Raw genomic sequence first — 17742 nt, forward strand, 5'->3', positions numbered from 1 at the left:
ATTTATTTACTGGCATAAGCTTTTGTAACAGACGGATTAGGTGCCATTATTTTTAATGGCTCTAATTTGCAAGCGGAGACTTTAAATTCAGGAATTTTTGATAGGGGATCTAGCGTTCCCGGTGTAAGTAAATTAGCTGATTTTTCTCCGGGCCAATGATAAGGTATAAATACAGTATCTTTTCGAATCGTTTCCACAATATTAGCAGGAAATGTCCCTTCACCACGACGGGTGGAAACCTTTATTAATTCTCCTTGTTGAATATTATATTTTTGAGCTAATTCTGGATGAATTTCTAATAATGGTTCTGGATATTGATCTACTAACTTACCTATTCTCCGAGTTTGTGTACCACTTAAATATTGAGAAACAACTCTACCTGTTGTTAGCGTAATTGGATATTCATTATCCGTTACCTCGCCCGGTAATTTGTATGGTGCTGGATTAAAATGGGCTTTACCATCTGCTGTTCTAAATTTTTTATCTTCCCAAAGTCTTGGTGTACCGAGGATGATCCTCTGAAGGACAAGGCCAAAATACTCCCATATTATCTTCAATCTTTTTATAACTAATTCCATAATAATCAGCTGTTCCTCCTTTTGAAGCAATTCTTAGTTCATTAAATATAGCTTCGCTATTCTCAAAGGTAAATTTATCTTCAACTCCTAAACGTTTAGCTAATTCTAATAGTATTTCAGAATCTTTACGAGCATTTCTCGGGGGGTTACCGCTTGTTTAATTCTGATAACTCTTCCTTCTGCAGAAGTGGTTGTACCATCTTCTTCTTCTTGTAATGACCCTGCCAAAATAACATCTGCATGTCTTGCTGTTTCATTTAAAAAGAAATCAATACAAACATAAAACTCTAGTTTTTCTAGTGCTTCTCGAACGTAATTACTATTAGGCAAAGAAACTAATGGATTGAAACAAATGGAAAGTAATCCTTTTATTTGACCTTGGTGAATCGCTTCTATAATTTCGTAAGCAGATAATCCTTTACCCGTAAATCGGCTTCATTAATTCCCCAAACTTCCGAAATATATTTTCGATGTTCTGGGTTTTCTATATCTCTATTACCGGTAATTGATCGCATTTATGTCCGTGTTCGCGTCCTCCTTGTCCGTTTCCTTGACCTGTAATGGTAGCATATCCACAATACGGTTTTCCTATTCTACCAGTAGCTAAAACAAGATTAATACAGCCTAAAACGTTATCAACTCCTTTCGAATGGTGCTCAATTCCTCTAGCATGCAATAAAAAGGAAGTTTTAGCTTTTCCCCAAAGTTTAGCGGCTTCTTCTATTTTTTCTTTTTTAATGCCTGTAATTTGTTCTGCCCATTCTAGAGTATAATCTTTTATAGCGTCTAGAGTTTCTTGAAAACCCGAAGTATAGTTGTTAATAAAATCATGATCGAGCATATCATGATCTACTAAATATTTTAGCATAGCTCCATATAAAGCTGAATCTGTTCCGGGTAATACATCTAGATGAATATCAGCAGTACGAGCTAGGGGAATTACTCTAGGGTCAATAACGATTAATTTTGCCCCATTGTCTCGTGCTTTCCATATCCAGTGGGTTAAAGTCGGAAATGTTTCACTTACATTGGCTCCAGCCACAATTATTACCTCAGCTCTTTCTAAATCGGAATAGTTATTAGACCCCCTGTCTAAACCAAAGGCCTTTTTATTACCTGCACCAGCACTTACCATACACAAACGACCATTATAATCTAAGTTTTTGGTTTTTAACGCTATACGTGCAAACTTACCAACTAAATAACTTTTTTCATTTGTTAAGGAAACACCTGAAAGCATGGAAAAAGCGTCATGACCATACGTTTGCTGAATTCTTTTGATTTCTGATACTGTTTTGTTCATTGCTTCTTCCCAAGTAGTATTTGCAAAGCCTTTCCCTTCTACTCGAACCATGGGATTCAGTAAACGATCTGGATGATTATTTTGTAGGTATCGTTGTACTCCTTTTGGACACAATCGCCCTTCATTAAATGGAAATTCTTTCCAAGGATCAAAACCTACAACTTTATTTTCTTTCACTAAAAGTTTTATTCCACATTGCATACCACAAAAGCAGCAATGTGTTTCTACTACATCATCAGGCTCATCTCGTCCTATATAACCTTCTTTAGGAGCATAGTTTAAGTGAGGTCCAAAATCCTCTATAATTTTTTCTATTGATACGGGTAATTTTGCCATATTGCTTATTTTTTATCCAAATAAATTGCCTCCTTGTTGTCTTGCCTTTAGGTGTGCTTGTGCTATTATAGAGCGTTTTCCTTCAGGACTTAAGTCTAAATGGGAAGTTCCATCGGATTTAGAGAAGTCAAATCCTAATTTTCGAGTTACTATTTTTAAATCATTTACATGTAATTGAGTTGTAAATTCTTTTCCAGTATGTGGACACACCGCCATTCCGTTTTGTTCTTTACCTTCTATTTTGTAAATATGGGCTCCAATTTGAGCAGGTCTTTGAATGATATGAAAAAAATTTACCAAACGGAATCCATATTAAAAATAAAATAACGGTTACTGCATGTAATACGGCTAAAAAGTCAAAGGCGAAACCTTTCATAAACTGATAGGAGTAAGTTAATCCTAATCCTGTAGCAGAAATAGCGATTAAAAGGATAAGGGGCAATAAATCACCTTCGAATGTTTGAACAGCTATTAATCCCGGGTTTGTTAAGCGCCTTCTTAAATAATATAATGAACCAAGAATAACGAACCAAGAAGACCAGTTCAACGCATGAAAGGTTAAAAAAGCAATAACAGAACCTAGTTTGAAAGAAAACACTTCAAATCCAAAAAAATGAGCTTGGTATAAATCTATTGTTCCCGATGCTAAGGTAAAATGAATCCAGCCAAAGGTTAATGGAATGGTAATCATAAATGCTGAAATACAACCTATAGCTATCATAAAATGAGCTAACCAACGATAGACTCCTCTTGGATAGATAAATTTTTGTACTATAATATTACTTATAATTTCTTTAGTAACAAATACGAAATGTTTGAATATTTTACCTGTTAACAAAAAGTGTATTCCACGTTTAAAGTACATCCAAGTAGGCGGTCTTTGTAACCATACTGAGGTACGGTATACAATTCCGAAAAAAGCAAATAGGGTTCCGAATAAATAGGTAACTAATGCGGCATCAAAATTTTGCAAGTTTCTTGAACCTATATAAACCAATACTATCATTATTACAGAAGATAATATAGCTATAAGGAGTGCATTAAAATTTAAGTTTTTTAACTTCATTTTGATTGTTTTATTGGATTAACTTGGTCTTTCGCAACCTTTTTTATTATAGTAATACCAATTAATAATAGTTGCTAATGTTGTGAATACAATTACGCCTATAAAAAATTCATTAGCTGTTCCATTACTTGTAATATTATTTCCTATTAATTTAGAAAAAATAAAAGGTCCAAATGCCGCAATAGCAGCTGTCCAGCCAATAACTCCAGCTGCCTGACGTTGGTTATCTGAAAAAATAATAGGATATTGTCTAAAAGTTCCTGCATTTCCCATACCTGTAAAAAGAACATGATTAAGATAATTCCAACAAACGTGGGAAACTGTTCTATATTAGTTGGGGCTAAAAGGCCTTGGGTTACTAAAACAATACACCCTAATAGAATTCCTATTCCTGTAAGTGTCGTTAGAATTGCACCTCCTACTTTATCTGCAACAAAACCAAAAAGTACACGTGTTGCGGAACCAATAAGAGGACCGTAAAAAGCATAAGTCAGAGGATCTGGAGCATTGGGAAAATCGCCATATAAAAATTTAATCATTAATGGAAAAGCAGCTGATAATCCTGCAAAAGTTCCAAATGTCATTACATAAGTAATAGTACAAAACCAAGTATGTTTATTATTAAAAATATCCATTTGTTCTTTAATTGAAGCCTTCATAGGGATACTTCTTAAATACAGCCAACTTATGATTGATAATAAAATTAATAATGGAATATACCAAAAGGCAGCTGATTGAATATAAATTTCTTTATGTGTAATAGCCTTGTTGTTGGGTTGTAATTTATTAAGTATTTCTTCAGCTAATTTGGGATTAGCATTTGCAATAGCTTTTGCTCTTACTTTTAAAGGTAAAGCCTTAAATATAAATGTATTATCTATTGAGTTAGTTATGGCCTTAACAGAATCTAAAACTTTTGGTTTTATACCATTTAATAATGCTTCTTGTTTTTTAGATCCTATTTTTTGAAACAAAGAGGTTTGTTGCTCAAGTGTCGTATTTTGTACTATTTCTTTAGCTTCTTTTGTATCTATATTGGTAAACAAAGAAGGGACTCCATATAATCCTATACTTAAAACCATTGGAGTTACAAATTGAGCTAATGATACGCCAAAGTTTCCTATACCAGCTTGGATACCCAAAGCAGTTCCTTTTAAGCGTTTGGGAAAAAACATGTTGGTACTAGGCATATAGGATGAAAAATCGCCACCTCCAAAACCTGTCGTAAAAGCTAATATCATGAATACCCAAAAAGGTGTATTGACATTCATAACAGCTAAACCAATACCTACCACAGGAATCAGTTTTATAAATGTAGCAAAAGCTACTACGTGTCTTGTACCAAAAATGGGAAGTATAAAAGTGTGTATAATACGTAAAACTCCGGCCGCGATACGGTATGGCTGCAAGCCAAAATAATTGGTCTTTATTAAAAGAAAAACCCAATCCGGGTAGTTTAACCACTATTACACTCATCATAAACCATGAGGCAAAAGACAATATTAAAGATAAAGTAGTAATAATTAAGGTTTTCCAAGCTATCTTACTTCCTGTTTGTTCCCAGAATTTCTCATCTTCTGGTTCCCATTGATTCAACCAAGTTTTCATATTTTATATTTTTTATTAATGATCGTGTTCTATATCTCTTGAAAATTCTGGCGTTTTTATTCTTAAAATTTTAATAATAGTGTTGTGCATCCATATTAAACAAATACTTGAAATAATAAAGATAAATAGCCATGAACTAGTCCATAAGCCTGTAGTATTGAGTAGATAACCAAAAATAATAGGTCCTAAAAATCCTCCTAATCCTCCTATTAGTCCCACCATACCTCCTACTAAGCCTACCTGATTAGGAAAGTATTCTGGAATATGTTTATATACTGCTGCTTTCCCTATTCCCCAAGCAATACCTATTAGAATGACTAATATGAGATAGATCCACATATTAGCACTAAACTTAATTTGTGTCATCCCTTTTGCTAATAATTCTTTTTTCTTTACTTCTTGGTTTTGTTGTACTATAATTTCTTGCCAAGAGGACTTTACGGGTAATAGAATACTTTCTTTTAGATCATTTTCTTTCTTAAGATTTACTTTATGTATTCTATCATTAATTTTAATAATGTTATCATTAATTTGAACAATTCCATTTGTAGTAGCTAGAACTCCTGGTCCATCGGTCATAATTTCCATTTTAGGAAAAATAAGTAAAAAGCTTATAACTACTGATGATCCTAAAACCCAATACATGACTGTCCTAGCCCCTAATTTATCAGATAAGTATCCTCCAAAAGCTCTAATTACACCTGATGGTAAACTAAACATTGTAGCAAATAGTCCTCCTGTTACTAAACTGGTATGATATACATTCATAAAATTAGGTAACAACCATTGCGAGTAAGCTACAAAACAACCAAAAACTAAAAAATAGTAGACTCCAAAACGCCAAACGCGTACTTTTTTTAATGGTTGTAATTGTTGTATTAATGTTTTTGATTCTGTTTCGATTATTTTGTTTTTAGCAAACATCAAAAAAGCTAAACCGATAATTATTAATGTAATAGCATATAAAATGGGCAACATTTTCCATCCGTTTTCCACATCTGTTTCAGAAAATTTATTTAATATGGTTGGAGCTATAAAAGTAGTTATTGCGGCACCTGCATTTCCCATTCAAAAATTCCTAATGCCCTTCCCTGCCATTCTTTGGGATACCATACGGAGGTATATCCTATTCCTACTGAAAAGCTGGTTCCTACTAACCCAAATAAAAAACTTAATAGGGCAAATGTTGAAAATGTAGTAGCTGTGGTTAAAGCAAATAAAGGAAAGGCGCATAGAAACAAAAGCGATGAAAAAATAACTTTTCCCCCATACTTATCTGTTAAAATACCTATAGGTAATCTAAAAATTGAACCTGATAAAATAGGTAAACCTAATAACCAACCTACTTGAACTATATTCCAATCAAAAATACCTTTGTCTACAAGATATGTAACTAATACACCATTTAAAGTCCAACAAGCAAAACATATTGTGAAGGCTAGCGTATTTAAAAATAAAATTTTGTGAGATTCTTTTAAATGACTCATAACATTTTTAATTTAATATAAAGATAAAAATGTCCTATTTGAGTTTGTATGATTTTTATCAGTTTAAATTAATAAATAATTACGCTAACCTCCGATGGTAATCATACTTCGATTAGTATTAAAATTCAATGGATTAGTAAAAGATTCATTTGTATCAAATCCTCCTCTTATTTTATATTTTGATACTATATTACTATGTATTAAGGGTATTATAGACTCTCCTATTCTTAACGCTTCTAGTAAGGGAGTTTCTAATTTTGAAAACAAACAATTCTTTATTTTTCCATCGGCTGTTAATCGTATTCTATTACAGGTATCACAAAAAGGATTACTAACAGTACTGATTATGGCAAAACTTCCTTTAAAATTGGCTATTTTATAGTGTTTAGCTGTATCATGAGGGGCATCTTTTTGTTTTATAATATCAATTGGTTTGTAATACGTACTTATTCTTTCTAAAATTTCATGATAACTAACCCATTTTTCTTTATTCCATTTATTTCCGTCAAAAGGCATAAATTCTATAAAACGTACTTCTATTTTTATGTCTTTTGTAAAATGTATAAAATCTAGAATTTCATCATCATTAAATCCTTTTATAACTACAACATTTAGCTTTACATTCAAATTATTTTTAATTAGTAAGTAAATGTTTTTAAGCACTTTTTTAAATTCATCTCTCCGTGTTATAGATAAAAACTTGGTTGGTTTAAGACTATCTAAACTAATATTGATTGATTGTATTCCTACTTTTTTAAAAGTTTCGAGATATTGATCTACTAAAATACCATTGGTTGTAATTCTTAATTCTACTCCTAATTTTGAAAGGGATTCTATAATTATTTTGGCATCTTTTCTTACTAAAGGTTCTCCTCCTGTTAATCTTATTTTGTTTATACCAAAATCTACAAAGGTTTGTGCTATTTGGATAATTTCATCAGCTGTCATTATATGCTTTTTAGGTGTTAACTTAATTCCTTCTGCTGGCATACAATAAGTACATCTCAAATTACAATGTTCAGTAATTGAAATGCGTAAATAATTATGAAATCGACCAAAATTGTCTGTAAGCATATTTTATTAATTATGATTAAACCCTTTAATAATTTTAAAAAGATGTAATACTGAAGGAAATACAGCCTCTATAGATTCTGCTGCTCCGTTAGTAGATCCCCGGCAATGCCATAATAAGTGTATTTCCTTTAAAACCTACTACACTTCTTGATAGCATAGCATAAGGAGTACGTTGTTGTCCGTAATGTCTAATCGTTTCTTCAATTCCGGGTATACGTTTATCTAGTAAAGGTATTATAGCTTCTGGGGTAATATCACGAGGGGATAATCCTGTACCTCCTGTTAGGATTACTAAATCATATTGGTCTGTAAATAGATTGGTTACTTCTAGTTGAATATCTAAGATTTCATCTGGAATTATTTTATAAAAAGAAGAATGTAGTCCTAATTTTTTAATTTTTTCAATAATAGTTTTTCCTGCTGAATCTATTTTTTTTCCTATTGAGATACTATCAGAACAAACAATGACGCCAATTTTTAATTGATCATTAATGTTTTTTGTATCTGATTTACCTCCTTTTTTTTCAATTAGTTTAATACTGTGTATTTCTATAGATGGGTCTATAGGTTTAAGCATATCATATAAGGTAAGTGCTACTACAGAAGCACCATACATGGCTTCTACTTCGACTCCTGTTTTATAAATTGTTTTGACTGTAACGGTTATTTGAATATTTAAGTCTTGAATAGTATGCGATATCGAAGTAAATTCTATTGGTAATGGATGGCAATCAGGAATGGCATTTGCTGTATTTTTTACGGCAAATAAACCTGCTATTTTGGAAGCTTCTAAAACATCTCCTTTAGGAACTCTTTTTTCTATAATAGCTGCTATAGTTTCTGAATTACCTACTGTAACAATAGCTTGTGCTACAGCGGTTCGTAAAGAATTACTTTTGTGTGTTATATCTACCATGTTATTGATTTTTTTTCCATGTATAAGTGTAATCTTCTAAAATTTCTTTTCCAAAAATGGGAACTTCTTTCTTTATGTTTTCCACTATGTATTCTAAAGCTTCATAGGTAATTTTGCGTCTAGGGGCTGAAACAAATACAAACAAACATATTTCTCCTGTTTTCACTATTCCTATACTATGGTGAATGTGCAAGCAAGTGATATCAAATTTTCTAAATGTATTTTCTCTTATTTCATTTATTTTCTGAACAGCCATTTCTTCATACACAGAATAATCTATAGCTATTACCTGTTGGTTCTTAATAAGATCTGCGCGCACTTGTCCTAAAAATATTTGATGAGCTCCTATACTGGTTTTAGTTTGGTGTTTTATAATTGAAGTGGTTATAAAATCAGGTTCAATAGCTCCTTCAATAAAAAATTTATGATTCCGTGTATTCATTTTCTAGTAAATTAAGAATTGAATTAATTCCGTTTTTTAATTGGCCTATATTTCTAAAACCAATGGCTTTAAGTTTATTTTTAGCTTCAGAACTTCTTATTCCACTCTGACAAATGAGAATTATATTTTCATTTTTATCCCAACTATGACATGTTTTGTACAATTCATTTATAGGGATTGATTCTATATGTTGAAAGGGTAATTTAGGTTTTTCAAATATTTCGCGTAAGTCAATAATTTTGTATTGATTTGTATGACATTTTTGAAGAAATTCAACACCATTCATATCTGAAAGCAATTCTTTTTAGTTTCTTTTAATTTCAAACCTTTTTCATAGCCGATTTTTATTTGCTTATCATTTTTTAAAAATTCAATTTCGGTAGTATTTTGTAGTAATAAATCATATAAAAGTACTTTTCCTGAAACTACTGTACCTATTTGAAGTATTACTTTAATTACTTCTGCTGCTTGCATCGTACCCATAATATTAGGTAAAACACCTAAAACGCCAGCTGCCTCACAGTTCAGTATTTTATTATTTTCTTTTTCGGGGAATAGACATCTATAACTAGGCCCGTTGTGATAATTAAAAACACTCAATTGCCCTTGAAATTTATGAATAGATGCGTATACAAAAGATTTTTTTGTAATTAAGCATACATCATTAATTAAGTAACGAATTTTAATTTCGTCTGTACAATCAACTACAATATCATATTGTTCGATTAATTCGTATGCGTTTGTTTCATCTAAAAAAACAGTGTAGGTATGAATCTTTGTAAAAGAATTTTGTTTTTTTAATGCTTTTTTAGCTATTACTGATTTACTTTTTCCGCAATCATTTAAAGTATATAAGGTCTGCCTATGCAAATTTGTTTCATCGATTACATCGCCATCTATAATACCTAATGTACCAATACCCACAGCAGCTAAATTCTGTAATACAGGGCAGCCCAACCCACCTGCTCCTATTACAAGAACTTTTGCTGATTGTAATTTTTGTTGACCTATTGCGCCTATTTCTTCTAATATTATTTGACGGCTATAACGTTTTAAAGTATTTACTTTCATATTTTCACCCTCCTGCAAATGGTGGAAGTAATGCTATTTCATCTTCTTGATTTACTATATAATCTAATTTCTGAATTTGTTTATTAACTGCTATTTCAAATGAAATATCTTCCAGTCCCTTATATTTGAATGATATCATTTGAATGATTTCAGTACAAGAAATTTGATCTTTATTTATTAAAATAATTTCTTCTTTTAGATGCGTAATATCCATCAATTGACCAAAATATTTTATTTTAATTTGCATTCTTATTAAATTGATTTATAATCGTTTTATAATCTTCTTTGGTATTAATATTTTGTAATTGTGATTCAAACTCTTTTGAAATAGTTATTTTCTGGGTTTTTATTTCTTTTAATAATTCCCTTAATTTTAATCTGTTATGAATAGTAGCTTCTTCAAAAAAAAATTTCAAATCAGTATTATAAACACCAACAAGAGGGATTTCAATTTTTTCAGTTCCAAAAATTGTAACACTGGCATTTTGGCTAATATGATTTACAATTAATTCCTTAATTAATTTTTCAGTAATCAAAGGACTATCTACACTTACGATAAGAGTATATGTCGTTTTTGAATGACTTAAAGCGGTATAAATTCCTCCCACAGGCCCTTTTTCTATTATTATATCTTTAATAATGTTATATCCTGTTTTTTTATATTCTAAATTATTTGTAACAATTTGAATCGTTTTACAAATAGTTTTTAAAACATTTTGTATGTGCGTTACAAAAGGAATATTGTTTAATAAAAGAAGTCCTTTATCAGTACCCATCCGGCTACTTTTACCACCTGCCAATATATAGCCTTCTATTTCCATTTAAAACATTATTAATTTAGCTGAAGCAATAACTAAAACAAATGATAAAATATATTTTAAGGTTGTATTATTAAATTTTGTACTGCCATAAAAAGCGCCTAATGTACCTCCCATAAATACAACCAAAATTACTCGAGCCATCTGTGTCGGAAATATTCCGTTATTTGCTAAAAACCCTAAAATACCAGATATAGAATTTACAAGTATAAACAAGGCAGAAACAGCTGCGGTTTCTTTCATATTTCCCCAACCTAACAATAAAATAATAGGTCCTAAAATAATACCTCCTCCTATTCCTAAAATACCTGATATAAAACCCACTATAGCCCCTATTAAAAGAGCTTTTTTAAATTGAATGGCCTTTATTGCTTGATTTTCTTTTCGTCTAAAGGCACTTATTATCCTTATTGCTGCAAATAATAAAATAATTCCTAAAATTATTTTATATAAGTGCGTTTCTATTTTAAAAAAACCACCAATAAAAGATAATGGAATTGAGGTAATAGCAAACGGATAAAATAAACCCCATCGAAACTGATTGGATCTATAAAAAAACAAAAAAGCAACAGACGATACTAATATATTTAATACTAATGCTGAAGGTTTCATCATTTCAGGTGAAAATGAAAATAAACTCATTAGAGCTAAATATCCACTTGCTCCACCATGTCCTACGCTTGCATATAAAAACCCAATAACGGTTATGAGAAGTAAAAATATGTTTGATTCGACGATCATCTTAATTAAAATTTTACAAAATTTCAGAAATATTTGTTATCTTAATAAGACAAATTTATCTTTTTTGTATTTCAATTTATATGATAAATATCAACTGTAGTATTTGATTTAATTATATATTCACCTGCTTCTACCTTTACAAGTACATTCGCAAAAGCAAAAGTATTGAGCATATTAGAATTTTGATGACTAAGAATGGTTACCTTTTCTTTATCTAAATAGCCTTTTAAAAATTGAGTTCTTGAATTTTTAACTATATAATCGTGTGAAATGGGTACTCTTTTGAATGTATCTAAGGATTGTCCTATCATTTTTTTGATAATAGGTAATACATAAATATAGAAACAACTAAGTGAAGCAGCTGGATTTCCTGGTAGAGCATAAACTATTTTAGAATCTTTTAATCCTAGATATAAAGGTTTTCCGGTTTTTGATTTACTTTATAAAAAAGGGTTTTTATATTTAACTTTTGCAACGCATCGTATACAAAATCATAATCTCCTACAGATATCCCTCCTGATATCAGAATAATGTCGTTTTCAGATAAAGCTTTTTTAATTGTAGTAGTAGTAAGCTCTTGATCGTCTTTTACTCTATAAATATTAATTTCTTCCGCATCATTATCTAAAGCAGATTGTAACATAATACCATTACTTTCATAAACTTTCCCAAAAGTCAGTTTAACTCCGTGATTTACTAACTCATTTCCTGTTATAACAATACCTACAGAAGGTTTTTTATATACTGTTACATGTGTAATTCCTAAGCAAGATAAAAAACCTATAGCTGCTGGATTCAGTTCATCTCCTTTTTGCATCGCTATATCCCCTATTTGTATTTGTTCTCCTATAGGTCTTATATTATCATTCCATTTTGGTAATTCTAATAAGATTAATCTACCATTTTCAATTTTGCACTTCTCTATAGGAATTACTGCCATAGCCTGATCAGGAACAGCTGCCCCTGTAAAGATTTTAATAGCTTCAAATTTTTTAAGATCAATTTGAATCTCATCACCTGCCTTCATTTCACCTACTATTTGAAACGTCAAAGAATCTAAGCCATTTATAGCAAAACCATCCATTGCAGATTGTCTAAATGGTGGCATATTGATAGGAGAAATCATATTTGAAGCTAGTATACATCCTTTTGATTCCTTTAATAAAATTTCTTTTGTTAAAAGTTCAACTTCTATTTCTTCTATTGTTTTTAATGCCTCTAGAACAGATACCATCGTTTTTATAATTTGCATAAAGTTGAATGTAATTTAAGAATTAATTCCATCAATTATCTAAAAACAAGAAAATATATTTTCTTGTTTCAAAACAAACAACTTTATGTTTTACAAATAAAATATTAACATATTTTTTTATATTTTAAGAAAAAAAACACTAATATTACATAATAATCAAAAAAAACAAATATGAAAAAAAATATTTTTTATTATTTTCTATGTTTTCTACGATTTTGAACACGCAAGCTCAAGAAAATGTAAAGTTTGAATCAAAGAAAGAATATCAGAAAACATTTAGAATGGATAAAGGCGTTTCTCGTGAAAAAGCCCTAGAAACTATAGAAAAATCATACGGACTAGATAAAAACAATCAATACAAGATTAGTTCTACAACCTCTGATATTACAGGACTTACACATCAAAGACACCAACAATATTATAAAGGATTAAAAGTTGAATTTGGAACTTTTATTACTCATGAAAAAAATGGGATGATAGAATCCATAAATACAGAGTTATATAATGCTAAATCATTAGATTTAAATCCTCAACTTTCATCCGAAAGGTGTTTCCAATATGCTTTAGACTATGCAAATGCAAAAAAATATTTATGGGAAGATTCCGAACAATCTAAAATTATCGAATATCAAAAACCTAAAGGAGAATTGGTTATTTTTCCTGATACTAATTCAGGAAAAATATATTTAGCCTACAAATATGACATCTATTCTACAAAACCTATTTCTAGAAAAGAATATTATATTAATGCCAATACAGGAGCTCTTTTATATGCTAATCCATTAATAAAACATTTACATAAAAATCAAGCTTCAGATCAACTCCAACAAAAACAAAATAAACAAATAGAAAATATTATTCTTTCTTCAGCTACCGCATTCGTTGCTGGAAATGCAGCCACACGCTATAGTGGCAATAGAAGTATAGAAACCACTTTGGATGTGAGTACCAATAGATATATTTCATCAGATGTTACAAGAGGAAAGGGTATTATTACTTACAATTGTGCAGGTGGGAACTATGCTAATACTCCCTTTTCTGACAACGATAATAACTGGACCGCTGCAGAATTTCATAATGCAGCTAAAGATGATGCTGGTTTAGATGCACACTGGGGAGCTGAAAAAACCTATGATTTTTGGAAAAATATTTTTAATAGAAATAGTTTTGATGACAAAGGAACTATTATAAAAAGTTATGTTAATGCTGATTTAAAGGCAATTGATCCAACCAATAGTTCTAGTGATAATGCGTTTTGGAATGGTCAAATTATGACTTATGGAAAAGGTACTAATTTTGATGCTTTAACAGCTGTTGATATTTGTGGTCATGAAATAGGACATGCAATATGTCAATATACAGCTAATTTAGCATATAAAAATCAATCAGGAGCTATGAATGAGGCTTTTTCAGATATTTGGGGAGTATGTATTGAACAATATGCAAGAAACGGTAATTTAAATGCAGCAGCTGATACTGCCAGTCCCGGCACATCCAATATTTGGAAAATGGGTGAAGATATTGGAATAGCTTTACGATCTATGAGTTATCCAAATACAAAAAAAGATCCCGATACATTTTTAGGTTTATATTACGTGGATACACAAGATGACACTGGAATTACTCCTGAATGTACTGATCCAAATGACGGAAATGATGAATGCGGCGTACATACGAATAGTGGTGTATTAAATCATTGGTTTTATATATTAACTGCTGGTAAATCAGGCACCAATAATGCAAGTCTAGCTAATGGCGGACAAGATGTTTATAATGTTCAAGGAATAGGCATGGCAAAAGCAGCTCAAATAGCCTATTATGCCGAAAGAGATTATTTAACTCCTAATGCTACCTTTATGGATTGTAGAAATGCAACCATAGCCGTTGCCAATTCATTATATTGCGCATCTAGTCAAGAAGTTCAATCTGTTACAGATGCTTGGTACGCTGTTAATGTTGGAAACGCATATACTGCTTTCCCTAATGATGTTACATTAAAATCATTACAAGGAGGTAATACAAATATAAATTGTGGTGCGCCTTACAATCCTACAGTCACTTTTGAAAATGGAGGATCTAACAGCATCAATGCCGTTACCATTACTTATAATCTAGATGGCGGAGCCGATTCTATCATAAATTGGACTGGAAATTTGGCGAAATGTGAACAAGCAACACAAGTTTTAAATATAAATAGTTTAACTAGAGGTTATCACATATTAAACGTTACTACTAATATAACAAATGATGGTTTGGCAACCAACAATACTAAATCTATGGTGATATTAGTAAATGACTCTGGAAATGTAGGTGCCGTAAACACATTTAATACCGCTAATGATGTTTTAGTATCAGTAGATAAAGGAGATAAAAGCAACACCGTTTGGGAAAGAGGTTTTGTAAACAAAACAAAATTATCAGCTCTAGCTACTGATAATTCACCTGGTTACATTACAAAATTAGTCGGCAATTATCCTGATAAAACAACTTCTTATTTAGTTTCTCAATGTTACAATTTATCTAACTTAACCAATGCAAAAGTAAGTTTTGATATGGCATTTGATCTTGAATCTAACTGGGATATTGTTTATTTTGAATATTCTACCAATAATGGTGCAACTTGGACTCCTCTTGGTAATATGGGCAATACATGGTATAATAGTTCTAGAATACCTGATGGTAGAGACTGCTTTAATTGTATTGGGAAACAATGGACTGGAGATTATGATGTAGCACCAGTAGGTGGTAATGGCAACAATGGTAATAAGAGAAATTATAGCCAAAGCCTAAATGAAGTAGGTCCCGCATCAAATGCTATTTTTAGATTTACTTTTATTTCTGATGATGCTTCTAACCAAGAAGGTGTATTCATTGACAATTTTATTATACAAGGAACTTTAGGTAATGAAGTAAATAATTTTGAAAAATTTGAAATATTCCCTAATCCATCTAATGGTAAATTTAATATTATCTTATCTACAGATGAGGAAGTAAAAATTCAACTTTTTGATTTAGGTGGTAGAAATATGTTTGAAAAAAATATGAAGTAAAAGGATCCGAATTTAATAACGAAATTGATTTATCAAATATTTCTTCTGGAGTTTACATACTCAATATAGAAAGTAAAAATAAAAAGAATCAAGAAGAATTATTATCAATTAATTTATTTTCTTTTATCCTTTTAGCTAAATTCAAAAATAAAATATAGAAAATACTTTAAGATCTGCTTATTTTTTAATTCACCCCCATTTTGAAGGCTTTTACTTTAAAAATGGGGGTTATATTTTAAACGTAAATTACTTTTGGTAGGAGTCTTTAACTCTATTTTTCAAAAAAAATTGTAATACCATTTTAGTTTTGAAATTACCTAAACCAAAACGCACTACAGAATACATGAATCAAGAGATATTACGCAATATTATTAGAGTAAATTTAAACCTTAAATGGTATAATTCATTAAGATTATGAGACTCCTCCTTACGTCGGAGTAACAAATTGTATGTTAAACTCAAACAATCTTTATTTATAAATTATTTACACACCAGTTTAACCAAACCCATAATAGATTCTAAATTGAAGGAGTTTTTATTCAAACAATCTTTTATACCAGCATCTTTAAATTTTTTGAATAAGGCTTTTACCTTCTCATTAAGATTATTATCAAACTAAAAATTTCTTTCTTCTTATTAGTCTAGATTAGGAATTTGAGAGGTTGTTTCACTATAAAATATTGATACATCATTACTACTTTTAATATTTTTAAACTTAAAAGAATAAGATTCTAAAAGCCCTAAATCCTGTTGATTAAAAAAGTTATTAGGAATTACTCTTTGAATAATTGAATTAGGTTCGACATAAGTTACTTCATTAAAACCATTGGAAATATGATTCCAATATATTGATGTATATAAATTTTTATAAGTATAGGCTATTTCAATATTATCAGTAAGGTAAGAATTCAAAAATGGATTCCCTTCAGAATAATTATAAGAAGTGCTATAAAATCTAAATGGATTTAAGTCACCATAACTAGGTCTATCAATTCTTCTGTTATAATTAACAGATAAAGATTTATAGCTATTAAAGGTGTAGTTTAAAAATATGGAAGGGAATAAATTAAAATAGTTCCTTTTATTTGTTTGATCTAATGTTTTTGAATAACCTTTTGTGATAGTATTTTCTCCACGCAATCCTATTTGAGCTTCTAGTTTCTCGAAAAAGGTCTTATTAATTGAAAAGATAAGGCTTGAATACTTTCATCATATATAAATGAATTACTTCGGTTAATATGTATTATGTAACTTTCATTGCTATAATTAATTCCAGTTGCTAGTTGATTATTTTTATCATTTATTACTGCCACGAGAAAGGATTCGCGCGAGCAATGTCGAATTTATATTCCCGACTCATTAGATTTTAGGCAAACAAAAACCACAAGCTTTCTACTGATTGTGGTTCTTAATTTGGTAAGGGTACGGGCTTGAAACACGCACTAGCCTAAGATTACTTAATGCTCGGACTATCAAGGGGATATTAAAGGAGCTCTTAAAAAAGTGTTCTCGATGTAATACAAAAAGCCATCAGATTTGAGGACTTTCACTTTGTAATAAAGGCTTTAACCCTTCATCATAAATAAACTCGGCAAAACTATTCTTATATTTTTCAATTTTAAGACTATCAGTTAATATGTACACAGCAGGATTTTCATTACTCTCAGCACAATCAAAAAAATAAAATATATAACCTTGCCATTGACCAAAAAAATAATAACTATCCTTAATTGAAGGCTTATCACATTCATGTTTTCTATCATCAAAATTCACCATTGCAATAGCATCGCTTTTATTATCCATTAGCGATGGATATGTCATATAGTAGCTCCCAAACAAATTATCACAACTTTCTCCAAATTTTAATAGATATTCCTTGTATGCTATTGGTAATACTAAGTGAAAGTGAATCTCAATTTCGTTAATTTTATTACTTTCAACTCCTCTTGAATTACCTATCTCAAGACTGTGTTCATTCAAAAATGATAAATATTGCATAT

At 30.4% G+C, this 17742-nt stretch carries 17 protein-coding genes and 3 pseudogenes; 3 read left to right on the plus strand and 17 right to left on the minus strand.

The window, feature by feature from the left end:
- Window positions 1-2: 2 nt before the first annotated feature.
- The 4 genes and pseudogenes from JJC05_RS17810 to JJC05_RS00420 all read right to left on the minus strand — a co-directional run bounded on the left by JJC05_RS17810 (window position 3) and on the right by JJC05_RS00420 (window position 4692).
- Window positions 3-2217, minus strand: a pseudogene (locus tag JJC05_RS17810) (molybdopterin oxidoreductase family protein).
- A gap of 12 nt (window positions 2218-2229) precedes the next feature.
- Window positions 2230-2433, minus strand: coding sequence for a hypothetical protein (locus JJC05_RS16280; protein ID WP_258929339.1), 204 nt, complete (start codon window positions 2431-2433; stop codon window positions 2230-2232).
- Between the two features lie 13 nt (window positions 2434-2446).
- A complete protein-coding gene (locus JJC05_RS00415) occupies window positions 2447-3283 on the minus strand; it encodes an MFS transporter (protein ID WP_258929341.1) in 837 nt (278 codons plus the stop codon).
- Window positions 3284-3429: 146 nt separating this feature from the next.
- Complete coding sequence (locus JJC05_RS00420; RefSeq protein ID WP_258929342.1) at window positions 3430-4692, minus strand: MFS transporter; 1263 nt, start codon at window positions 4690-4692, stop codon at window positions 3430-3432.
- Between JJC05_RS00420 and JJC05_RS16285 the strand changes: the two genes are divergently transcribed.
- Window positions 4683-4874 carry a hypothetical protein gene (locus JJC05_RS16285; RefSeq protein ID WP_258929343.1) on the plus strand — a complete coding sequence of 64 codons (192 nt, stop codon included), beginning with the start codon at window positions 4683-4685 and terminating at the stop codon, window positions 4872-4874. The genes JJC05_RS00420 and JJC05_RS16285 overlap by 10 nt on opposite strands.
- Before the next feature lie 32 nt (window positions 4875-4906).
- Here the strand turns inward: JJC05_RS16285 and JJC05_RS00425 are convergent.
- The 11 genes and pseudogenes from JJC05_RS00425 to JJC05_RS00475 all read right to left on the minus strand — a co-directional run bounded on the left by JJC05_RS00425 (window position 4907) and on the right by JJC05_RS00475 (window position 12692).
- Window positions 4907-6378 (minus strand): annotated as a pseudogene (locus tag JJC05_RS00425) (MFS transporter).
- Window positions 6379-6462: 84 nt separating this feature from the next.
- Window positions 6463-7452, minus strand: coding sequence for a GTP 3',8-cyclase MoaA (moaA, locus tag JJC05_RS00430; protein ID WP_127823075.1), 990 nt, complete (start codon window positions 7450-7452; stop codon window positions 6463-6465).
- A 6-nt stretch (window positions 7453-7458) separates the two neighbouring features.
- Window positions 7459-8368, minus strand: a pseudogene (gene moaCB, locus JJC05_RS00435) (bifunctional molybdenum cofactor biosynthesis protein MoaC/MoaB).
- Between the two features lies 1 nt (window position 8369).
- The gene (locus JJC05_RS00440; RefSeq protein ID WP_105196642.1) at window positions 8370-8810 is read right to left on the minus strand and encodes a molybdenum cofactor biosynthesis protein MoaE; all 441 of its coding nucleotides are present in this window, start codon (window positions 8808-8810) and stop codon (window positions 8370-8372) included.
- Complete coding sequence (locus JJC05_RS00445) at window positions 8791-9096, minus strand: rhodanese-like domain-containing protein (RefSeq protein WP_235877909.1); 306 nt, start codon at window positions 9094-9096, stop codon at window positions 8791-8793. Before JJC05_RS00445 ends, JJC05_RS00440 begins: the two co-directional genes overlap by 20 nt.
- Window positions 9093-9881, minus strand: a complete 789-nt coding sequence (locus JJC05_RS00450; protein ID WP_235877911.1) for a HesA/MoeB/ThiF family protein — start codon at window positions 9879-9881, stop codon at window positions 9093-9095. Before JJC05_RS00450 ends, JJC05_RS00445 begins: the two co-directional genes overlap by 4 nt.
- 4 nt (window positions 9882-9885) lie before the next feature.
- Window positions 9886-10128 (minus strand): MoaD/ThiS family protein, encoded by a 243-nt coding sequence (locus JJC05_RS00455; RefSeq protein ID WP_105196640.1) that lies wholly within the window; start codon window positions 10126-10128, stop codon window positions 9886-9888.
- Window positions 10118-10702 (minus strand): molybdenum cofactor guanylyltransferase, encoded by a 585-nt coding sequence (locus JJC05_RS00460; protein ID WP_105196639.1) that lies wholly within the window; start codon window positions 10700-10702, stop codon window positions 10118-10120. Before JJC05_RS00460 ends, JJC05_RS00455 begins: the two co-directional genes overlap by 11 nt.
- On the minus strand, window positions 10703-11440 hold the full coding sequence (locus JJC05_RS00465; RefSeq protein WP_235877912.1) for a sulfite exporter TauE/SafE family protein: 738 nt from the start codon (window positions 11438-11440) through the stop codon (window positions 10703-10705).
- 71 nt (window positions 11441-11511) lie between these two features.
- The gene (locus JJC05_RS00470; protein WP_235877913.1) at window positions 11512-11751 is read right to left on the minus strand and encodes a hypothetical protein; all 240 of its coding nucleotides are present in this window, start codon (window positions 11749-11751) and stop codon (window positions 11512-11514) included.
- A gap of 95 nt (window positions 11752-11846) precedes the next feature.
- Window positions 11847-12692, minus strand: a complete 846-nt coding sequence (locus JJC05_RS00475) for a molybdopterin molybdotransferase MoeA (protein WP_235877914.1) — start codon at window positions 12690-12692, stop codon at window positions 11847-11849.
- A gap of 215 nt (window positions 12693-12907) precedes the next feature.
- Between JJC05_RS00475 and JJC05_RS00480 the strand changes: the two genes are divergently transcribed.
- Both JJC05_RS00480 and JJC05_RS19095 read left to right on the plus strand, forming a co-directional pair.
- Window positions 12908-15742 (plus strand): M4 family metallopeptidase, encoded by a 2835-nt coding sequence (locus JJC05_RS00480; protein WP_235877915.1) that lies wholly within the window; start codon window positions 12908-12910, stop codon window positions 15740-15742.
- Between the two features lie 38 nt (window positions 15743-15780).
- The gene (locus tag JJC05_RS19095) at window positions 15781-15900 is read left to right on the plus strand and encodes a hypothetical protein (protein ID WP_508625134.1); all 120 of its coding nucleotides are present in this window, start codon (window positions 15781-15783) and stop codon (window positions 15898-15900) included.
- Between the two features lie 478 nt (window positions 15901-16378).
- On the opposite strand, the gene JJC05_RS00485 is transcribed toward JJC05_RS19095, so the two are convergent.
- Together JJC05_RS00485 and JJC05_RS00490 are read right to left on the minus strand one after the other, a co-directional pair.
- On the minus strand, window positions 16379-16933 hold the full coding sequence (locus tag JJC05_RS00485) for a TonB-dependent receptor domain-containing protein (RefSeq protein WP_235878773.1): 555 nt from the start codon (window positions 16931-16933) through the stop codon (window positions 16379-16381).
- A 339-nt stretch (window positions 16934-17272) separates the two neighbouring features.
- Window positions 17273-17740, minus strand: coding sequence for an SMI1/KNR4 family protein (locus tag JJC05_RS00490; RefSeq protein WP_235877916.1), 468 nt, complete (start codon window positions 17738-17740; stop codon window positions 17273-17275).
- Window positions 17741-17742 lie beyond the last annotated feature (2 nt).

Origin of the sequence: Flavobacterium davisii, assembly GCF_019565505.1 — a bacterium.
GTDB lineage: Bacteria > Bacteroidota > Bacteroidia > Flavobacteriales > Flavobacteriaceae > Flavobacterium > Flavobacterium davisii.